Genomic DNA, 13,717 nt, shown 5'->3' with positions numbered 1-13,717 from the left:
TCAGGCCGCTTCGAGCAACACGGCTCCGCCCTGCCCGCCGCCGATGCACTCCGTCGCGATGCCGCGTTTGAGGCCGAGGCGCTTCAGCGTTTTGGCGAGGTGCAGCGCGATGCGATTGCCACTGGCGCCGACCGGGTGGCCGAGACTGACGGCCCCGCCGTCGACATTGAGACGATCGGGCTCGATCCGACCGAAGGTCGTTTGGAGGCCCAGCGCGTCTTTGCAGTAGCGCTCGTCTTCCCATGCGGCGAGGCAGGCGAGAACCTGCGCCGCGAACGCCTCATTGATCTCCCAAAGGTCGACATTTTCGCGCGTAAGACCGTTTCGTTCGAGAAGCTCAGTCGCGCAAAGAGTCGGCGCCAGCCCCATGATCGAAGGGTCGAGCGCCGACCATTCGGAATCCACGATGCGCGCCAGCGGATCGAGCTTGTGCTCCGCGACGGCGACCTCCGAAGCGAGCAGCACCCAGGAGGCGCCGTCGGTAATCTGCGAGCTATTGCCAGGAGTGACTTTTCCGTACGGCTTTTCAAAAGCCGGCGAAAGGCGGGCCAGCTTCTCCACCGAGGTGTCGGGACGCACGCCGTCGTCTTTCTCGTAGAGCTTCCCGTCCCTGTCCGCCATCGGGACGACCTCCCCCATGAGCAGGCCCGCTTCCTGGGCATGCGCCAATCGCTTGTGGCTCGCCACCGTGTAGCGATCCGCGTCTTGGCGGGAGATGGCGAACAGATGCGCAAGAACCTCGGCTGTCTGCCCCATGTTCAAACCCACGATCGGATCGGTCAGCCCTCGCTCCAGTCCGATGATGGGCTTCAGGAAACGTGGCCGCAGCTCGCTGATCCGCTTGACCTTGTCCCAGATGGTTTTCGCCGTTGAGAACCCGCCAAACCAAGCGACCGCCTCACGCCGCCAGACAAGCGGCGAATGCGACAGGGCCTCGGCGCCTCCGGCAAGAATGACGTCGGCGGCCCCGTCCTGGATGTAGCGATAGGCCGTATCGATTGATTGCATGCCGGAGCCGCAATTGATCTGCACCGTGAACGCCACCATTTCTTCGCCGAGGCCAAGGCGCAGCGCGGCGACGCGGGCCGGGTTCACTTCCTCGGCGATCACGTTAACGCAGCCGAGGATAACGAGGTCGATGGCTGGCGGCGCGGTCGGGTGGCGCAGCAGCAACGGCCGGCCGCATTGCACCGCGAGATCGACGGGCGTGAATGGCCCGGGCCGTCCGCGCGCCTTGATAAAGGGCGTGCGCGCGCCGTCGATGATGTAGACCGGCTGTTTCATACCGTTCTTGCGCTGGAAGCGCTGTGCCGCCTCCGCCATTGCGCTTCGTCCTTTCCTTCGAGCGGCGACAGCTCGCGAGGATCGAAATCGTCAACTGCGATTACATTGGAGATGGCGACATCCTTCGCGCGTAGCCTCTCGGCCTCGCTTGGGCCGATCACGCCGCGTCGCAGGCCGTCCTCAATGGAATCGACATTCGCCTCGCGCAGCCTCCGACGCAGCGGCGCCGTTTCAACGGCGAGGTCGAAGGCCAGCTCGAGTTGCGCGACGGCGTCGTTGCTGCACCCCCGGAAAACATCGGCCGTAAGCCGATCGCGCGCCTCGCCCGGTTGCATCAAGATTGCCGCACAGCGCCGCGCCAGTTCGTCGGAGGGTCCAATTAGCCTTGGACCAAATGGCTGGATGATCGCCCGGGCGATTAACGCAGCGACCCTGTTCGGTAGATTGGCGAGCGTTTCGGCGAAAAGAGTTTCGATCCGACGGAGTCCCGCCGCGACGCAGTAGTCGACGAGCGGCTCATCGGACTCATTGCGGCCTTCGTCTTCGAAACGTTTGAGCACAGCCGAAAGAAAATAAAGCTCGCACAGAACGTCCCCCAATCGCGCTGATATCATTTCGTTCCGTTTCAGCCGGCCGCCGAGCGTGATCAGCGCCAAATCGGCAACCAGCGCGAAAGACGCTGTATGACGCGATAGCTGGTTGTAATGTCGAACCATGCGTCCTGCCGGCGGCGGCGCCGGGTGGATAAGGCCGCCGCTCCAGTTTCGGACAAAGGCGCGGCCGACATTGGCGAAGAAGTGGCCGACATGGCGCCAGAGCGCCCGATCAAACGCTTCAATCCCTTTGTCCGGATCGGCCAGCGCGCGCATTTCCTCAAGGAGATAGGGATGGCAACGGATTGCGCCCTGCCCGAAGATAATGAGGCAGCGCGTCAATAGATTCGCGCCTTCGACGGTGACGGCGATGGGCGTCGCCCGATGTAAATTGCCCAGATAATTCCGCGGTCCGTCCATGACCGCTTTTCCGCCATGGAGATCCATCGCCTCCTCCACCGCTTCGCGCATGCGCTCGGTGGCGTCGGCCTTCATGATCGCGGATATGACGGCTGGCTTATAACCGTGGTCCAAAGCCGCGCAGGTCAATCGTCGCCCCGCGTCGATTCGATACGTCGTCGCGGCAAGATGGCCGAGCCGATCTTGCACGCCCTCGAGGTCGCCAATGGGGATGCCGAACTGTTCGCGAATTCGCGCATAAGCGCCGGTCGAACGCCCGCCGAACGCCGTGGCGGCGCCCGCCAGGCTTGGCAGAGAAATTCCCCGCCCGGCGGCGAGAGCGCTCATCGTCATCTTCCAACCGGCGCCGATTTGCTCTTTTCCGCCGATGACCCAATCGAGCGGCGCGAACACGTCGCGTCCTTCGTTCGGGCCATTCTGAAAGGCTTGAGACGCAGGCAGGTGGCGTCGGCCGATCTGGACTCCCGCCGCGTTGGCCGGCGCCAGCGCAATCGTGATGCCGAGGTCTTGCTCGTCGCCGAGCAACCGATCCGGATCATAGGCCTTGAAGGCAAGCGCGAGCACCGTGGCCACCGGCCCGAGCGTGATGTAGCGTTTGCGCCAATTCAGCCGCATGCCGAGCACGCGCGCGCCATTATGTTCGCCATAACCAATAACGCCGCTATCCCTCATAGAGGCCGCGTCAGAGCCTGCTTCCGGGCTGGTAAGGCAGAAACACGGGATTTCGCGCCCATCCGCCAAGCGGGGAAGCCAGTAGGCCTTTTGCTCGTCGGTCCCGAACTGGACCAGCAACTCTCCCGGCCCAAGCGAATTCGGCACCATGACCGTGACGGCGGCGGTCACGCTGCGCGTGCTGATCTTTCGGATCACCTGCGAGTGCGCATAGGCTGAAAACCCCAAGCCGCCGTACTCGGTCGGGATAATCATTCCGAAGAATTTTCGCCGCTTCAGGAAGTCCCAAACGTTAGCAGGAAGATCGCGCCATTCGAACTGGATCTTCCACTCGTCGAGCAACCCGCACAGTTCCTCCACAGGCCCGAGGAGGAACGCCTGTTCAGCAGGGCTCAGGCGCGCCGGCGGCGTATCAAGAAGCTTTTTCCAGTCCGGATTGCCGGTGAACAGCTCCGCGTCCCACCATACGTCCCCCGCCTCGATCGCCTCGCGCTCGGTAGCGGAGATTTTTGGCAGAGCGCCGCGCGCCCATTGATAAATGGGCTCTGAAAGGAGTTTCCGCCTGATATTTCCTAAGCTCAACGCCTTGCCCCATCGGAGTTCAAAGTCGTGGAACACTTAGGGCGATCGCCAAAATCCGCCACGCCGAACGAGCGCATCGCCGCCCAGTCAGCGCCTCGCTAAAGAGGGCAAGCCCCAGCCCGTTGATTTTGAGGCATAAAAGGAACAATTTTTATGCCACGGCGTTCGCTCGTCTGTCATTGGCGTGCGGAGGCGATCATGCAACGGATCTCGCGCGAGCAAGTTCAAGCCCTCATGCGAAGGAACGCCTCTATCGTAGAGGTGCTGCCTGAAAAGAGCTTCCGAGAAGCGCATCTACCGGGCGCAATCAATATTCCCTTCGACGCCGCCTTCGATGACCGAATACAAAAAGCGTTGCCGGACAAGGAGGCGCCGTTAGTCGTCTATTGCGCCAGCAACGAGTGCCAGCTATCTCCCCAGGCCGCCGAACACTTGGATCGCCTGGGCTACGCTCATGTATTCGACTACAAGGCAGGCAAAGCGGACTGGAGAGCGGCAAGCCTGCCGGTCGAGACGGGCTGAGATCGCCATCGGCGTTTGGGCGCACTCGCCGATACGCGTTAGCAAGGCAAGGGCAAGATCAGTGGCGCAGAGCAAGCCGAAGCGAGCGATCGTCGAGCAAGGCGACATCTACTTCCTTTACAGACCAAAAGTGAACGTGGACGAGGCCAAGGGCTTCGAGGACGTTCAGCGCCTGCATGTTGTCTTGCATCCTCAAGGAAAGAAGGAATTCAGGCTGCTGACGATAGGACGAAAGCGGTTGCCCGACGTCCTTGAGCATGAGCGGACCTGGGGTTTCGTGGAGACGATCGCCGCTACGGCCGATGAAATCGAGCGGAAACTGCGTGGGGGCGCCTACCAGACAAAGACGCGCGGCGAGCGCTTGGAGCCGCCCGTCCGGCCTGCCGGAGAAGGCGTTTACGCTCTCGTGCGCGAACACGACAATACTTACCTTGCCTATGAACTGGAATTACCTGAGCATCCGGGCGCGGTTCAGCGTGACCTCAAGATCCCGCCGCGAGCGAGCTTTGCGCTTTCGATCAAAAATCCGGAGAAGCCGTCTCCGCCGGGCGCGGGCTTGAAGAAGGACCAAGAAGCTGAATACCCCAAGGAGCTGAAACAGGAATTTCGCGGCAGACGGTTCGCCGCGGAAGACGAGCGCCTCCTCGACTACGAGGGCGCGGAATTTATTCTGGTGGGAGCGCGACTTGATCCGGAGAGAGAGCTCGCGATTGAGCTTGAGGGCGAGCGCGAGACGCCCGGCACTGCGGATGTTTTTCGCGAGCTTCACATGGCGCGCTCTCGTCAACCGACCGAGCCCCTATTTCGAGGCCAATGGCGTTGAGGCGCGACTGAGCGCAAAAACAATAAAAGATACGATTTTTAGAAAACGCGAACAAAACAGTTGTGGCGCGTATGTTGGCTTGCCTCCTCCTCGGCCGCCCTAGGACTCCGCATAGCGCGCCGCGATCTCATGGGCTCGCCGGATTGCCGCCGCGATCACAGCCATTTCCTGCTCTAACTGCTCGATCTTGCGGCCCCACGATTTCGCCTCGTCGCTCCAACCCTTTTTTGTCGCCTGCATTTCAAGCTGCCGCGCAAGCGCGAGGCGCTCTTTGAGCGTCCGGAGAGTGATCGCCATCGCGTCCTGGAATTCGTGATTGATCGTGGCGTCCATTGTCTCCGCCGTGTAGGCGTGGCCCACGTGGCAGCGGTAACGGACCAGATCCCCGTTCGTGATTTCCCACATAGCTCCGCCGCAATCCGGGCAGGAGAAGATCGACCGCCGGCCAATATGGTCCATATCCGCCATAGCGACGAGCCCGCCTTTGGCGATTTCGACTTCCAGCTTGAAGCGTTCGGGGACCTCCTTCCGCTCGCCCCTGGGCTGTTGAATCAGACGCTGTAGAAGCGCCGGAATTTCGGACAAGGGCGCGATGTGGTCGGGGCTCGACCGCAGCAACGCAGCCTGGGGCATGTCTGGAAATGCTGCGCCCGCGGGATCTTGAACGACGGTGAGGCCCCCGCACTCCTTCAGGGCCCAGAGACCGGCTGCGCCGTCGCTCAGCGTACCTGTCAGGATAACCCCGACCGCGCGCTCCCCGCAGCAGGCGGCCAAAGAGCGAAGCATTGGATCGATCGCCGGGCGCGCATGGTTCTCGCGTGCGCCGGCGCCGAGCACGAGCCGGTGGTCGACCACGAGCAGATGATAGTCGGGAGGCGCGATATAGATTCGTCCCTTGGCGAATTCCTGATTGTTCGACGCAAATGCAGCCGGAAGCCTTCCGGCGCGGCTCAGGAGTCGGTCGAGCTGGGACGGGAAGTCCGAGGGCAAATGAATGGTGATGAGAACCGAAGCTCCGAAATCCTCGTTGAATTGGCTAGTTAGGTAACGCAGAGCCTCAAAGCCGCCCGCGGAGGTCCCGATTGCCAGAATGTCGCGATTGTCCATTGCCGACGCCTCCGGGACTTCCGCGATACAACCATCCCTCTTGGAGCAATGTTCCCCCAGCCGGCCGGCTGCCTCTGGGCCGGACGCCACGACTTGCGGCATATACGCCTACCCTGTTCGGCGCGCTGCATAATGCCCACAAGGCTCGACTACCCGGTCCCCACGCCTAGGTACGCCCGTGCAACTCTCTCTTGCGAGGGCGTCATGGCTGGACGAAGACGAGCGCGCGCAGTGGGCTTCAACCACGTTGCGCTGGAGGTAGGCGACGTCGAGGAAGCATTGGCGTTCTATCGTCGGATTTTCGATTTCGAGCTTCGTGGCAAGAGCGAAGACATGGCCTTTATCGACCTCGGCGACCAGTTTCTCGCTCTTCAAAAGGGGCGCCGCCAGCCTGCCGACGACGGCCGGCATTTCGGCCTCGTCGTCGATGACAAGGATGCAGTCCGAAAGGCGTTGGCCGAGGCGGGCGTCGAAATTTTGCCGGGGCCGTTCTTGGATTTCCTCGATCCCTGGGGCAATCGCGTCGAAGTCGTCGCTTATGAAAACGTCCAGTTCTCCAAGGCGCCGAACGTGTTGCGCGGCATGAATCTCGCTCACTTGTCGAAGAACCCGCAGGCGCTCGACGAACTTGCAGAAAAGGGGATGTCGCCGTGAAGGCCGAATTGATCCCGAGTAGCTGATGTCTCCAAGACCGCCGGGGCGTCGCCCGCCGTCTGGCCGCAAGTGACATGGTTTCTCGTAAGGTCGAGACAGCGTGAACGAAAATTGCGGCCGCTCGCGGTCCTGAATCTCGATGAGTTCGTTGACGAGATTACGGTTCTCTTGCCGCACGCGGTCGAGCGTCGTCGCCAGAGCAATTAGCTTCCCAATTGATTTTATGCCGATGCGCGGACAATCGTCAGGGAAGCCAATCGAAAGACCTCTCGTATTAAATTTTTGCCCGCGAACCGGCGCTCGATGTCGCAGCTCGGCAATTCGTGTTCACAATCGCTTTTTTTGTTTGAAGCTCCACGCTCAACTCCGCGGCGAGGCGTATGTCGCGTAATAGACGGCGGCGCCGATGGCCGCCCTGATTGGCGCTCTGCGGTCATCATCTGGTCACCGGCGAGCGACAAAGAATGGCACGAAATACGTAACTAATTGATTTCTATGGTGCGCAAGAGGGATTCGAACCCCCGACCCCATCATTACGAATTTCAGCCCACCGCTTTCGCTACCGTATCCCAATCCACGCTATTTCACGATTTTATCAATTGAATCAATAAGATTTGTCTTCCCTATTGCACTCCGCGACCTCCGATGATTTCCTTTCAGCTGGTCACCATTTGGTCACCGAGAGGGGACGCCATGTCATCAACACGGACTGGTCGACTCACTAAGAGGATTGTCGATGCGGCAGCGCCTTCGCTCGAACGATACATCGTTTGGGACACTGAGCTCAAAGGATTTGGGCTCCGAGTCGAGCCGTCCGGCACAAAAAGTTTCCTCATCCGATATCGCTCCAACGGCAGGAAGCGCTTTTTGTCGGTAGGCCGCTACGGTCCACTCACTCCAGACGTCGCGCGCGGACTCACCAAAGGGTTCCTCGCTTCAGTCGATTGCGGCCAGGACCCAGCTGAAGCGCGCCTGACAAATAGGCAAGCGCTAACCGTCCGGGAATTAGCCGCTCGCTTCTTGGCCGAGCACGTCGACGCAAAACGCAAAGGATCAACGGCGAACCACTATCGAAGTGCAATTGAGCTGTACCTGTTGCCAAAACTTGGCGCTCGCAAGGCATACGATCTGACCAAGACGGATCTGGCTAGGTTGCATCTTTCATTGAAGCATATTCCTTACCGAGCAAACCACGTGCTTGCCGTCGTCGCCTCGATGTATTCCTTTGGCGCAAAGCATGGACTCGTGCTCGACGGCATCAACCCAGCGCTTGGAATTGAACGCTACCCCGAACCGCGCCGTGAGCGCTTTTTGTCATCGGATGAATTGGCGCGACTCGGCGAAGCATTCCGGCGCCTTGAGCTTGAAGGCCGGCATGGTTCGGGTATCGCTGCATTGCGACTGCTCCTCTTTTCCGGTGCGCGACTTAGAGAGATTTTGCACCTGCGGTGGGAAAACGTCGATCTTGAACGAGGAATGCTGTTTCTGCCTGATTCGAAAACAGGCAGGAAAACAATTGTGCTAGGCGCTCCTGCAATCGCAATTTTAGCATCGCGCCCGCGGGAAGGGACTTATGTCATTGCCGGCAAGAACGTCGACCAACCCAGAACCGATTTAAAAAAACCATGGGCGGCGGCGATAAAACTCGCAAACCTGCCGAACCTTAGAATTCACGACTTACGCCATTCCTTTGCAAGCGTCGGCGCCGGAGCAGGACTTGGTCTTCCAATAGTGGGTAAACTTCTCGGTCACTCGCAAGCAGCTACAACAGAGAGATATGCACATCTCGACGCCGACCCTATTCGGCGGGCCGCTGACATGATTGGCAATACGATCTCAGCTGCGCTGGACCGGCACCCATCGGAGCCCAATCAATGAGCATGCAAATATACTGATCATTTCAATCGGCACTTTGTCTCCGGTTGGTCGAGACCAATCGTGTCCAATTCCGTGAACTGATGCAAGAATCCTTCTTGAGGAGAAACCGAAACCACCATGCGGCCGTCGGATAACAAAATCGGTTGGCGCAATTGCTGATTCCAGGCGCGCAGGGTGAGCTTCACGCCCTTGAAGGCGGCGACGGAAAAATCCTTGCCGAGGATGTAGTCGCGGATCTTCGTCGAGTCATTCGAACCCGTGCGCGTCGCCGCTTCGCCGATCATACGCATGGCGAGCCAGGCATTGTTGTCGCGCGCATTCATCAACCGTCGAAACGCTGCCATGAAGCGGTTCTGCAATTGATGGGCGCCCCATTGCTCATGCGCGGGATCCCAGCTCGTGGGATACAGGCCTGCGGAGCCCACGACGGGGCGCGGATCCCATGTTCGGAAGGGAAGATAACCCGCGAAGACGTCACTTTCGTCCACGGCGACGAGCGCATCATAGGCCGACGCGCTCTGTGTCAGCACCGGCATTTGCCTTTGCGTCTGCACGGAGCCGGAATCGCTGCGTCGTCCGCCGCCCGTGTCTTCATAGACGCGCTCTTCGACTATCTTGGCGCCAAACTTTTTGGCCGCGCGGCGGTAGGCCTGCGCAAGCAGTTCGTCCTTCTCGTGCGACCCCTTGATCAGCAGCCATTTGCGCCACTGCTTCCAGATAAGATATTGCGCGAGGCCATCCGCCAGCATGGCGCGCGAGGGCGCGACATGGATGATATTGGCGCGGCAGTCTTCCTCCCGCAGGCGTTCGTCGGGCGCCGAGACGTTGAGAAGGATCGCCCCTTTCGCCTCGGCGCGCTCGCTGGCCGCAAGCAAACGGTCCGCGGAAAGATCGGCAATGATGAACAGCGCGCCCTTGTCGATCAACGCGTCGAACGACGCAGCCACGTCGGCGGCGTCCTCAAGCTTTTCGTCGATCGCCTCGAATGTCTGATTGGTGAACTTGCCGGTTGTATTGTTGTCGGCGACGCCGAGCAGTGCGCCGGCGAGCGTGTCGTCGGCGGCGGGAATGTCGAGGATGGAGAGGGTTTCGCGCGAATGCGGCTCGCGCAGCACGCCGACCTTGACGTTCAGCGCGTCCGCCGCGGCGGGCGCGGCGGCGAGCAGGAGAAAACAAGCGGCGGCGAGGCGTTTCATGCCTCCTAAATGGCCGCTTTAGCGCGCGGGATCAAGCGTCCCGCGCGCTAGAGGTCAGCGAACGACGCGCAGCAGCGATTTGCCCTCTTTCGAGCCGAATTCCTTGTCGTCGAGCGTGCCGTCATTGTCGGGGTCGGCCGCTTTGAAAAGAACCTCGACGACGGCGACATATTCGTTCTTGTCGAGCGTTCCGTCATTGTCCGGATCGGCGGTCTTGAATTCCTTTTTGGACAGGCGGCCGTGCAGCTCCTTCGGCTCGATCGAGCCGTCCTTGTCGGTGTCGAGCTTGTCGAACAGCCCTTCCGCCGATTTCTTGACCTCGGCGAGATCGACCGTGGAGTCGTTGTCGGTGTCGAGCGCCGCGACGGGGGCGGGTTTCTTGGCCAGCGCGGGCGTAACGGGCCCCGCGATCAAAGCGGCTGCAGCGAGCGCCGCGGCGAAATACAACTTGTTCATGTGAGGCTCCTGAATCGGGAAGAACGCCTGACATATAGGGAAACAAATCCCGTAACGCCAATGCAGGTCGCACCGCGACAAAAAGGCGGCCCCGCAGGGCCGCCACAGACTGCTGACAAACCCCTGGCGCAAGCTGGGGGTTTTTGATTCACTGGGTCATGCTTCGCAAACCCGGCCCTGAGCAGACGGCGATCGAGATGGTGACGCTCGACCAGCTTGTCCCCGCCGACCACCTGCTTCGGAAAATCGAGGCGGCGGTCGATTTCTCGTTCATCCACGAGCGGGTCGCGGGGCTTTATTGCCCGGACAATGGGCGGCCGCCGCTCGATCCGACCTTGATGTTCAAGGCGCTGTTCATCGGTTATCTGTTCGGCGTGCGCTCGGAGCGCCAGCTCGTGCGCGAGATCGAGGTCAATGTCGCCTATCGCTGGTTTCTGCGGCTGAAGCTGACCGATCCGGTCTTCGACGCCTCGACGCTGAGCCAGAACCGCCGCCGGCGTTATCAGGACGAGAGCGTCGCGCAGGACATCTTCGACCGCATTGTCGAGCAGGCGATCGCGCACGGCTTCGTGTCGGGAAAGGTCCTTTACACGGACTCGACGCATCTGAAGGCGAGCGCCAACAAGAACAAGTTCGACAAAGCCGTGGTCGAGAAGTCGCGCGCCGACTATTGGGCGGCGCTCGACGCCGCGATCGACGAAGACCGCGCCGCGCACGGCAAGAAGCCCTTGCCGGAGAAGGAGCGCCAGCCCGCCGTTGTCGAGACCAAAGTGTCCCGCACGGATCCCGAGAGCGGCTATATGGCGCGCGATGGCAAGCCGAAGGGCTTCTTTTATCTCGACCACCGCACGGTGGACGGGCGGCATGGGATCATCACCGACAGCTTCGCGACGCCGGCCAATGTGCATGACAGCATCGTCTATCTCGCGCGGCTCGACCGGCAGCGGGACCGCTTCGAGCTGAATGTGCGCGCGGTGGGGCTGGACGCCGGCTACGCCACGGCGGGGATCGCCAAAGGGCTGGAGGATCGTGGGCTTTACGGCGTGACGGGCTATCGCAATCCGACGCCGCCCAAGCCCGGCATGATGCGCAAAAGCGCCTTTCGATACGACCCCGAGGCCGACGTCTATCGCTGTCCGCAGGGCCAGGCGCTCGCTTATGCGACGACGGATCGCACGGGCTACCGGCATTACAAATCCGACCCGGCCGCGTGCCGCGCCTGCCCGCTGCTGGGCTCTTGCACCGGCAACGCCAAGGCCGAGCGCACCCTCACCCGCCACGTCTGGCAGGACGCGCGCGAACGGGTCGACGCCCATCGGCTCACCATCGAGGGCAGGTTTATCTACAAGCGGCGCAAGGAAACGGTGGAGCGCTCCTTCGCCGACGCCAAGCAGCTCTTCGGCCACCGCTACGCGAGATTCCGGGGTCTCTTGCGCGTGCGATGGCAATGCCTGCTCGCCGCCGCCGCGCAGAATATGAAGAAGATCGCCCTGCTCATGGCCAACAGGGCCGATCCGAGGCTTGCGTGACGCCCGAGGGCCCATTCACTCCTCGAAAAATCCGCCACTTCGCCCCCTCCCCAACCAAAACAAAAACCCCCGCCAAAAATGACGGGGGTTTGTCAGTGATCTGAGGCGGCCCCGCAGGGCCGCCAGTTGGTCGAGGGTCACAACGAAAGCTTCCTTCAGAACAGGTTCGAGCCCCAGTTGAAGTGATAGTTGACGCCGGCGCGCAGCATGACGCCGTCGAACTGCACCTTTGAGACCGGGCTGGACGCCCAGAGCAGGCCGCCGCCGATAATGCGGTTCGCGCCGGCCTGGCCTCTGGCGCAGGCCCCTGGCGAACTGTTCACCGCCTGGCTGGAGCAAACCGTCGCGAGCGGCGACGAGACGAGGTCGATCGTGCCGAGATTGTAATAAAGCCCCTCGGCCTTGGCGCTCCAATTGTTGGCGAACATCCATTCGACGCCGCCGCCCGCCGACCAGCCGGCCCGCACGCCGGAATAGCTGGCGCCGCCGAAGGCTGGGGGATTCGTGTAATTCCAGGACAGGACGCCGACATCGTCTTCGCGCTGAAGGTTCGACGTATTGAAGTGGACCGCCGAGGCGTGGACATTGCCATAGGCGAGACCGCCCGTGCCATAGGCGAGCAGCGTGTCGGTGATCGCATAGCCGATCTTTCCGCGGAAGGTGCCGAGCCAATCCGTTCCAGCCGATACATTGCCGCCGCCGGCGATCTGGCGCGTGATCAGCAGGCTTTCGAGGTCGCCGCCCTCCGGCTTGTCGATATATCCGGCGCGCTCGACGAGCGAACCGTTATAGGAGCCCTTGCCGCGGAAGAGCGTTCCCTGGAAATCCGTCTCCGCGCCGAGGACGACGCCCGACTCGTCCTGATAATTCCAGCCGATCTGGCCGCCGCCGACAAAGCCGTTGCGGCTGACATTGGCGACGCCGCTATTGGCGATCGCGGGCGCGGTCGGCTGGAAGAGGCCCCACCAGGCCGCGCCGTCGTCGGCCGGCTCCTCGGCGAGGATCTTTTGATTCCACAGGCTGGCGAAGCGATCGCCGAGGCCGTTGGGGAGCACGCCGACGCCCGTCGTGGCGCCCCAGCCATAGCCGGCGTTGAGTCCGGCATAGAGGCCGGCCCATCTACGCGGCGCCGGCGCATCCTCGCCGCGCTCGCGGGCGAGCTGGTCGCGGGCCGAGGCCATCCATCCGCTCGGCTCCGCGCCGAAATTCCATTTCATGCCGGCATAGAAGGCGGTCGGCGGACCGACCGAGACCATCTTCGGATTGTAGAATTCGCGAAGTTGATCGAATCTGTTTCGAAGAAAGTGCCGAAGGAGCGGGCGCGGGTGTTAGTCGCGTTCTCGATCAGAGCGTAGAGCTGAAGCGCTTTCGTCACGTCATAGGAGGTGCTCGTTGTTGATGACGCTCCGATTATCGAACTAGGCTTCAAGGCCTTACTCGCGGGCCATGACGGCATCGATTTGGACTACGCCGCCGATGCTGTGTCAGGCTTTGCGTTATTCAAGAGTAAAGCGCCAGATGTCGCCGTAATCGACATCGCATTACGGGATTCGTCTGGTCTCAACTTGGCTCAAAAGATGCTGAGTGATCGCGACGACGTGAAAACCATTTGTCTTAGTATGACAGATGACCCCCTGGTTGCGGGGCGCGCCGGCGCATTAGGCGCTTACGCATTTTTCTCAAAAAGCGGCGACCCGAACCTCGTTCTCGAAACGATATTGGCTTTCTACCGAAACAATTCGGCCCAGGCGTCTTGTTAGATGGCCTACGCGTGAGCGCCGGATCCATGCCGGACTACTCCCAATCATCACAAGTTCTCCGCCGCGGCGCAGCTCTAAGCTGCGCCGCACGAGAGATAGCTTGCGTGGCGTCTCAGATTTCAGCCGACGAATAGCTCGTGACTTCCATGCCGACGCACACTTCGACGATCACTGGGCTCGACCAAATCATAATTGTTTTCTCCTGAACCAGGCCCCAGATTGGACACCATACAGCATAGCG

The 13,717-nt window shown here is 61.2% G+C and carries 14 protein-coding genes and 1 pseudogene; 7 read left to right on the top strand and 8 right to left on the bottom strand.

Annotated features, from left to right (window positions below):
- Together ACNHKD_RS05690 and ACNHKD_RS05685 are read right to left on the bottom strand one after the other, a co-directional pair.
- Window positions 1–1,284 carry an acetyl-CoA C-acetyltransferase gene (locus ACNHKD_RS05690; protein WP_442756847.1) on the bottom strand — a complete coding sequence of 428 codons (1,284 nt, stop codon included), beginning with the start codon at window positions 1,282–1,284 and terminating at the stop codon, window positions 1–3.
- A complete protein-coding gene (locus ACNHKD_RS05685; RefSeq protein ID WP_442756112.1) occupies window positions 1,281–3,587 on the bottom strand; it encodes an acyl-CoA dehydrogenase in 2,307 nt (768 codons plus the stop codon). The genes ACNHKD_RS05690 and ACNHKD_RS05685 overlap by 4 nt, the downstream gene beginning before the upstream one ends.
- A 162-nt stretch (window positions 3,588–3,749) precedes the next feature.
- Here ACNHKD_RS05685 and ACNHKD_RS05680 point away from each other — a divergent pair, with 162 nt between their 5' ends.
- Entirely contained in the window at window positions 3,750–4,073 is a 324-nt protein-coding gene (locus tag ACNHKD_RS05680; protein WP_442756111.1) for a rhodanese-like domain-containing protein, read from the top strand.
- A gap of 58 nt (window positions 4,074–4,131) precedes the next feature.
- Here the strand turns inward: ACNHKD_RS05680 and ACNHKD_RS05675 are convergent, their stop codons facing one another.
- Complete coding sequence (locus ACNHKD_RS05675; protein WP_442756110.1) at window positions 4,132–4,332, bottom strand: hypothetical protein; 201 nt, start codon at window positions 4,330–4,332, stop codon at window positions 4,132–4,134.
- Window positions 4,333–4,479: 147 nt separating this feature from the next.
- Here ACNHKD_RS05675 and ACNHKD_RS05670 point away from each other — a divergent pair, with 147 nt between their 5' ends.
- Window positions 4,480–4,896 (top strand): hypothetical protein, encoded by a 417-nt coding sequence (locus ACNHKD_RS05670; RefSeq protein ID WP_442756109.1) that lies wholly within the window; start codon window positions 4,480–4,482, stop codon window positions 4,894–4,896.
- Between the two features lie 99 nt (window positions 4,897–4,995).
- On the opposite strand, the gene ACNHKD_RS05665 is transcribed toward ACNHKD_RS05670, so the two are convergent.
- Window positions 4,996–6,003 carry a chemotaxis protein CheB gene (locus ACNHKD_RS05665; protein ID WP_442756108.1) on the bottom strand — a complete coding sequence of 336 codons (1,008 nt, stop codon included), beginning with the start codon at window positions 6,001–6,003 and terminating at the stop codon, window positions 4,996–4,998.
- A 204-nt stretch (window positions 6,004–6,207) separates the two neighbouring features.
- On the opposite strand from ACNHKD_RS05665, the gene ACNHKD_RS05660 reads away from it, so the two are divergent.
- The 3 genes and pseudogenes from ACNHKD_RS05660 to ACNHKD_RS05650 all read left to right on the top strand — a co-directional run bounded on the left by ACNHKD_RS05660 (window position 6,208) and on the right by ACNHKD_RS05650 (window position 8,535).
- Window positions 6,208–6,657 (top strand): VOC family protein, encoded by a 450-nt coding sequence (locus ACNHKD_RS05660; RefSeq protein ID WP_442756107.1) that lies wholly within the window; start codon window positions 6,208–6,210, stop codon window positions 6,655–6,657.
- A gap of 645 nt (window positions 6,658–7,302) precedes the next feature.
- A pseudogene (locus tag ACNHKD_RS05655) lies at window positions 7,303–7,569 on the top strand (Arm DNA-binding domain-containing protein); the annotation flags it as partial.
- 108 nt (window positions 7,570–7,677) lie between these two features.
- The gene (locus ACNHKD_RS05650; RefSeq protein ID WP_442756846.1) at window positions 7,678–8,535 is read left to right on the top strand and encodes a tyrosine-type recombinase/integrase; all 858 of its coding nucleotides are present in this window, start codon (window positions 7,678–7,680) and stop codon (window positions 8,533–8,535) included.
- Window positions 8,536–8,552: 17 nt separating this feature from the next.
- Here the strand turns inward: ACNHKD_RS05650 and ACNHKD_RS05645 are convergent, their stop codons facing one another.
- Together ACNHKD_RS05645 and ACNHKD_RS05640 are read right to left on the bottom strand one after the other, a co-directional pair.
- A complete protein-coding gene (locus tag ACNHKD_RS05645) occupies window positions 8,553–9,731 on the bottom strand; it encodes an ABC transporter substrate-binding protein (protein ID WP_442756106.1) in 1,179 nt (392 codons plus the stop codon).
- 54 nt (window positions 9,732–9,785) lie between these two features.
- Complete coding sequence (locus ACNHKD_RS05640; RefSeq protein WP_442756105.1) at window positions 9,786–10,187, bottom strand: EF-hand domain-containing protein; 402 nt, start codon at window positions 10,185–10,187, stop codon at window positions 9,786–9,788.
- Window positions 10,188–10,345: 158 nt separating this feature from the next.
- Between ACNHKD_RS05640 and ACNHKD_RS05635 the strand changes: the two genes are divergently transcribed.
- Window positions 10,346–11,716 carry an IS1182 family transposase gene (locus ACNHKD_RS05635; protein WP_442755807.1) on the top strand — a complete coding sequence of 457 codons (1,371 nt, stop codon included), beginning with the start codon at window positions 10,346–10,348 and terminating at the stop codon, window positions 11,714–11,716.
- A 155-nt stretch (window positions 11,717–11,871) separates the two neighbouring features.
- Here the strand turns inward: ACNHKD_RS05635 and ACNHKD_RS05630 are convergent, their stop codons facing one another.
- A complete protein-coding gene (locus ACNHKD_RS05630; protein WP_442756104.1) occupies window positions 11,872–12,972 on the bottom strand; it encodes an outer membrane protein in 1,101 nt (366 codons plus the stop codon).
- A 129-nt stretch (window positions 12,973–13,101) separates the two neighbouring features.
- On the opposite strand from ACNHKD_RS05630, the gene ACNHKD_RS05625 reads away from it, so the two are divergent.
- The gene (locus ACNHKD_RS05625; protein ID WP_442756103.1) at window positions 13,102–13,476 is read left to right on the top strand and encodes a response regulator; all 375 of its coding nucleotides are present in this window, start codon (window positions 13,102–13,104) and stop codon (window positions 13,474–13,476) included.
- A gap of 112 nt (window positions 13,477–13,588) precedes the next feature.
- Here the strand turns inward: ACNHKD_RS05625 and pqqA are convergent, their stop codons facing one another.
- Window positions 13,589–13,666, bottom strand: coding sequence for a pyrroloquinoline quinone precursor peptide PqqA (gene pqqA, locus ACNHKD_RS05620; protein WP_442756845.1), 78 nt, complete (start codon window positions 13,664–13,666; stop codon window positions 13,589–13,591).
- Window positions 13,667–13,717: the final 51 nt, after the last annotated feature.

Source organism: Methylocystis sp. JAN1, assembly GCF_052186135.1.
GTDB lineage: Bacteria > Pseudomonadota > Alphaproteobacteria > Rhizobiales > Beijerinckiaceae > Methylocystis.
The sequence above is the reverse complement of the archived record's forward strand: the minus strand, read 5'-3'. Positions and strand labels throughout refer to the sequence as shown.

Bases quoted from the DNA above. Each gene is read 5' to 3' on its own strand.
- ACNHKD_RS05645 (WP_442756106.1), bottom strand. From the start codon at position 9,731: ATGAAACGCCTCGCCGCCGCTTGTTTTCTCCTGCTCGCCGCCGCGCCC.
- ACNHKD_RS05675 (WP_442756110.1), bottom strand. From the start codon at position 4,332: ATGCTCAAGGACGTCGGGCAACCGCTTTCGTCCTATCGTCAGCAGCCT.
- pqqA (WP_442756845.1), bottom strand. From the start codon at position 13,666: ATGATTTGGTCGAGCCCAGTGATCGTCGAAGTGTGCGTCGGCATGGAA.
- ACNHKD_RS05640 (WP_442756105.1), bottom strand. From the start codon at position 10,187: ATGAACAAGTTGTATTTCGCCGCGGCGCTCGCTGCAGCCGCTTTGATC.
- ACNHKD_RS05630 (WP_442756104.1), bottom strand. From the start codon at position 12,972: ATGGTCTCGGTCGGTCCGCCGACCGCCTTCTATGCCGGCATGAAATGG.
- ACNHKD_RS05635 (WP_442755807.1), top strand. From the start codon at position 10,346: ATGCTTCGCAAACCCGGCCCTGAGCAGACGGCGATCGAGATGGTGACG.
- ACNHKD_RS05690 (WP_442756847.1), bottom strand. From the start codon at position 1,284: ATGAAACAGCCGGTCTACATCATCGACGGCGCGCGCACGCCCTTTATC.
- ACNHKD_RS05660 (WP_442756107.1), top strand. From the start codon at position 6,208: ATGGCTGGACGAAGACGAGCGCGCGCAGTGGGCTTCAACCACGTTGCG.
- ACNHKD_RS05665 (WP_442756108.1), bottom strand. From the start codon at position 6,003: ATGGACAATCGCGACATTCTGGCAATCGGGACCTCCGCGGGCGGCTTT.
- ACNHKD_RS05680 (WP_442756111.1), top strand. From the start codon at position 3,750: ATGCAACGGATCTCGCGCGAGCAAGTTCAAGCCCTCATGCGAAGGAAC.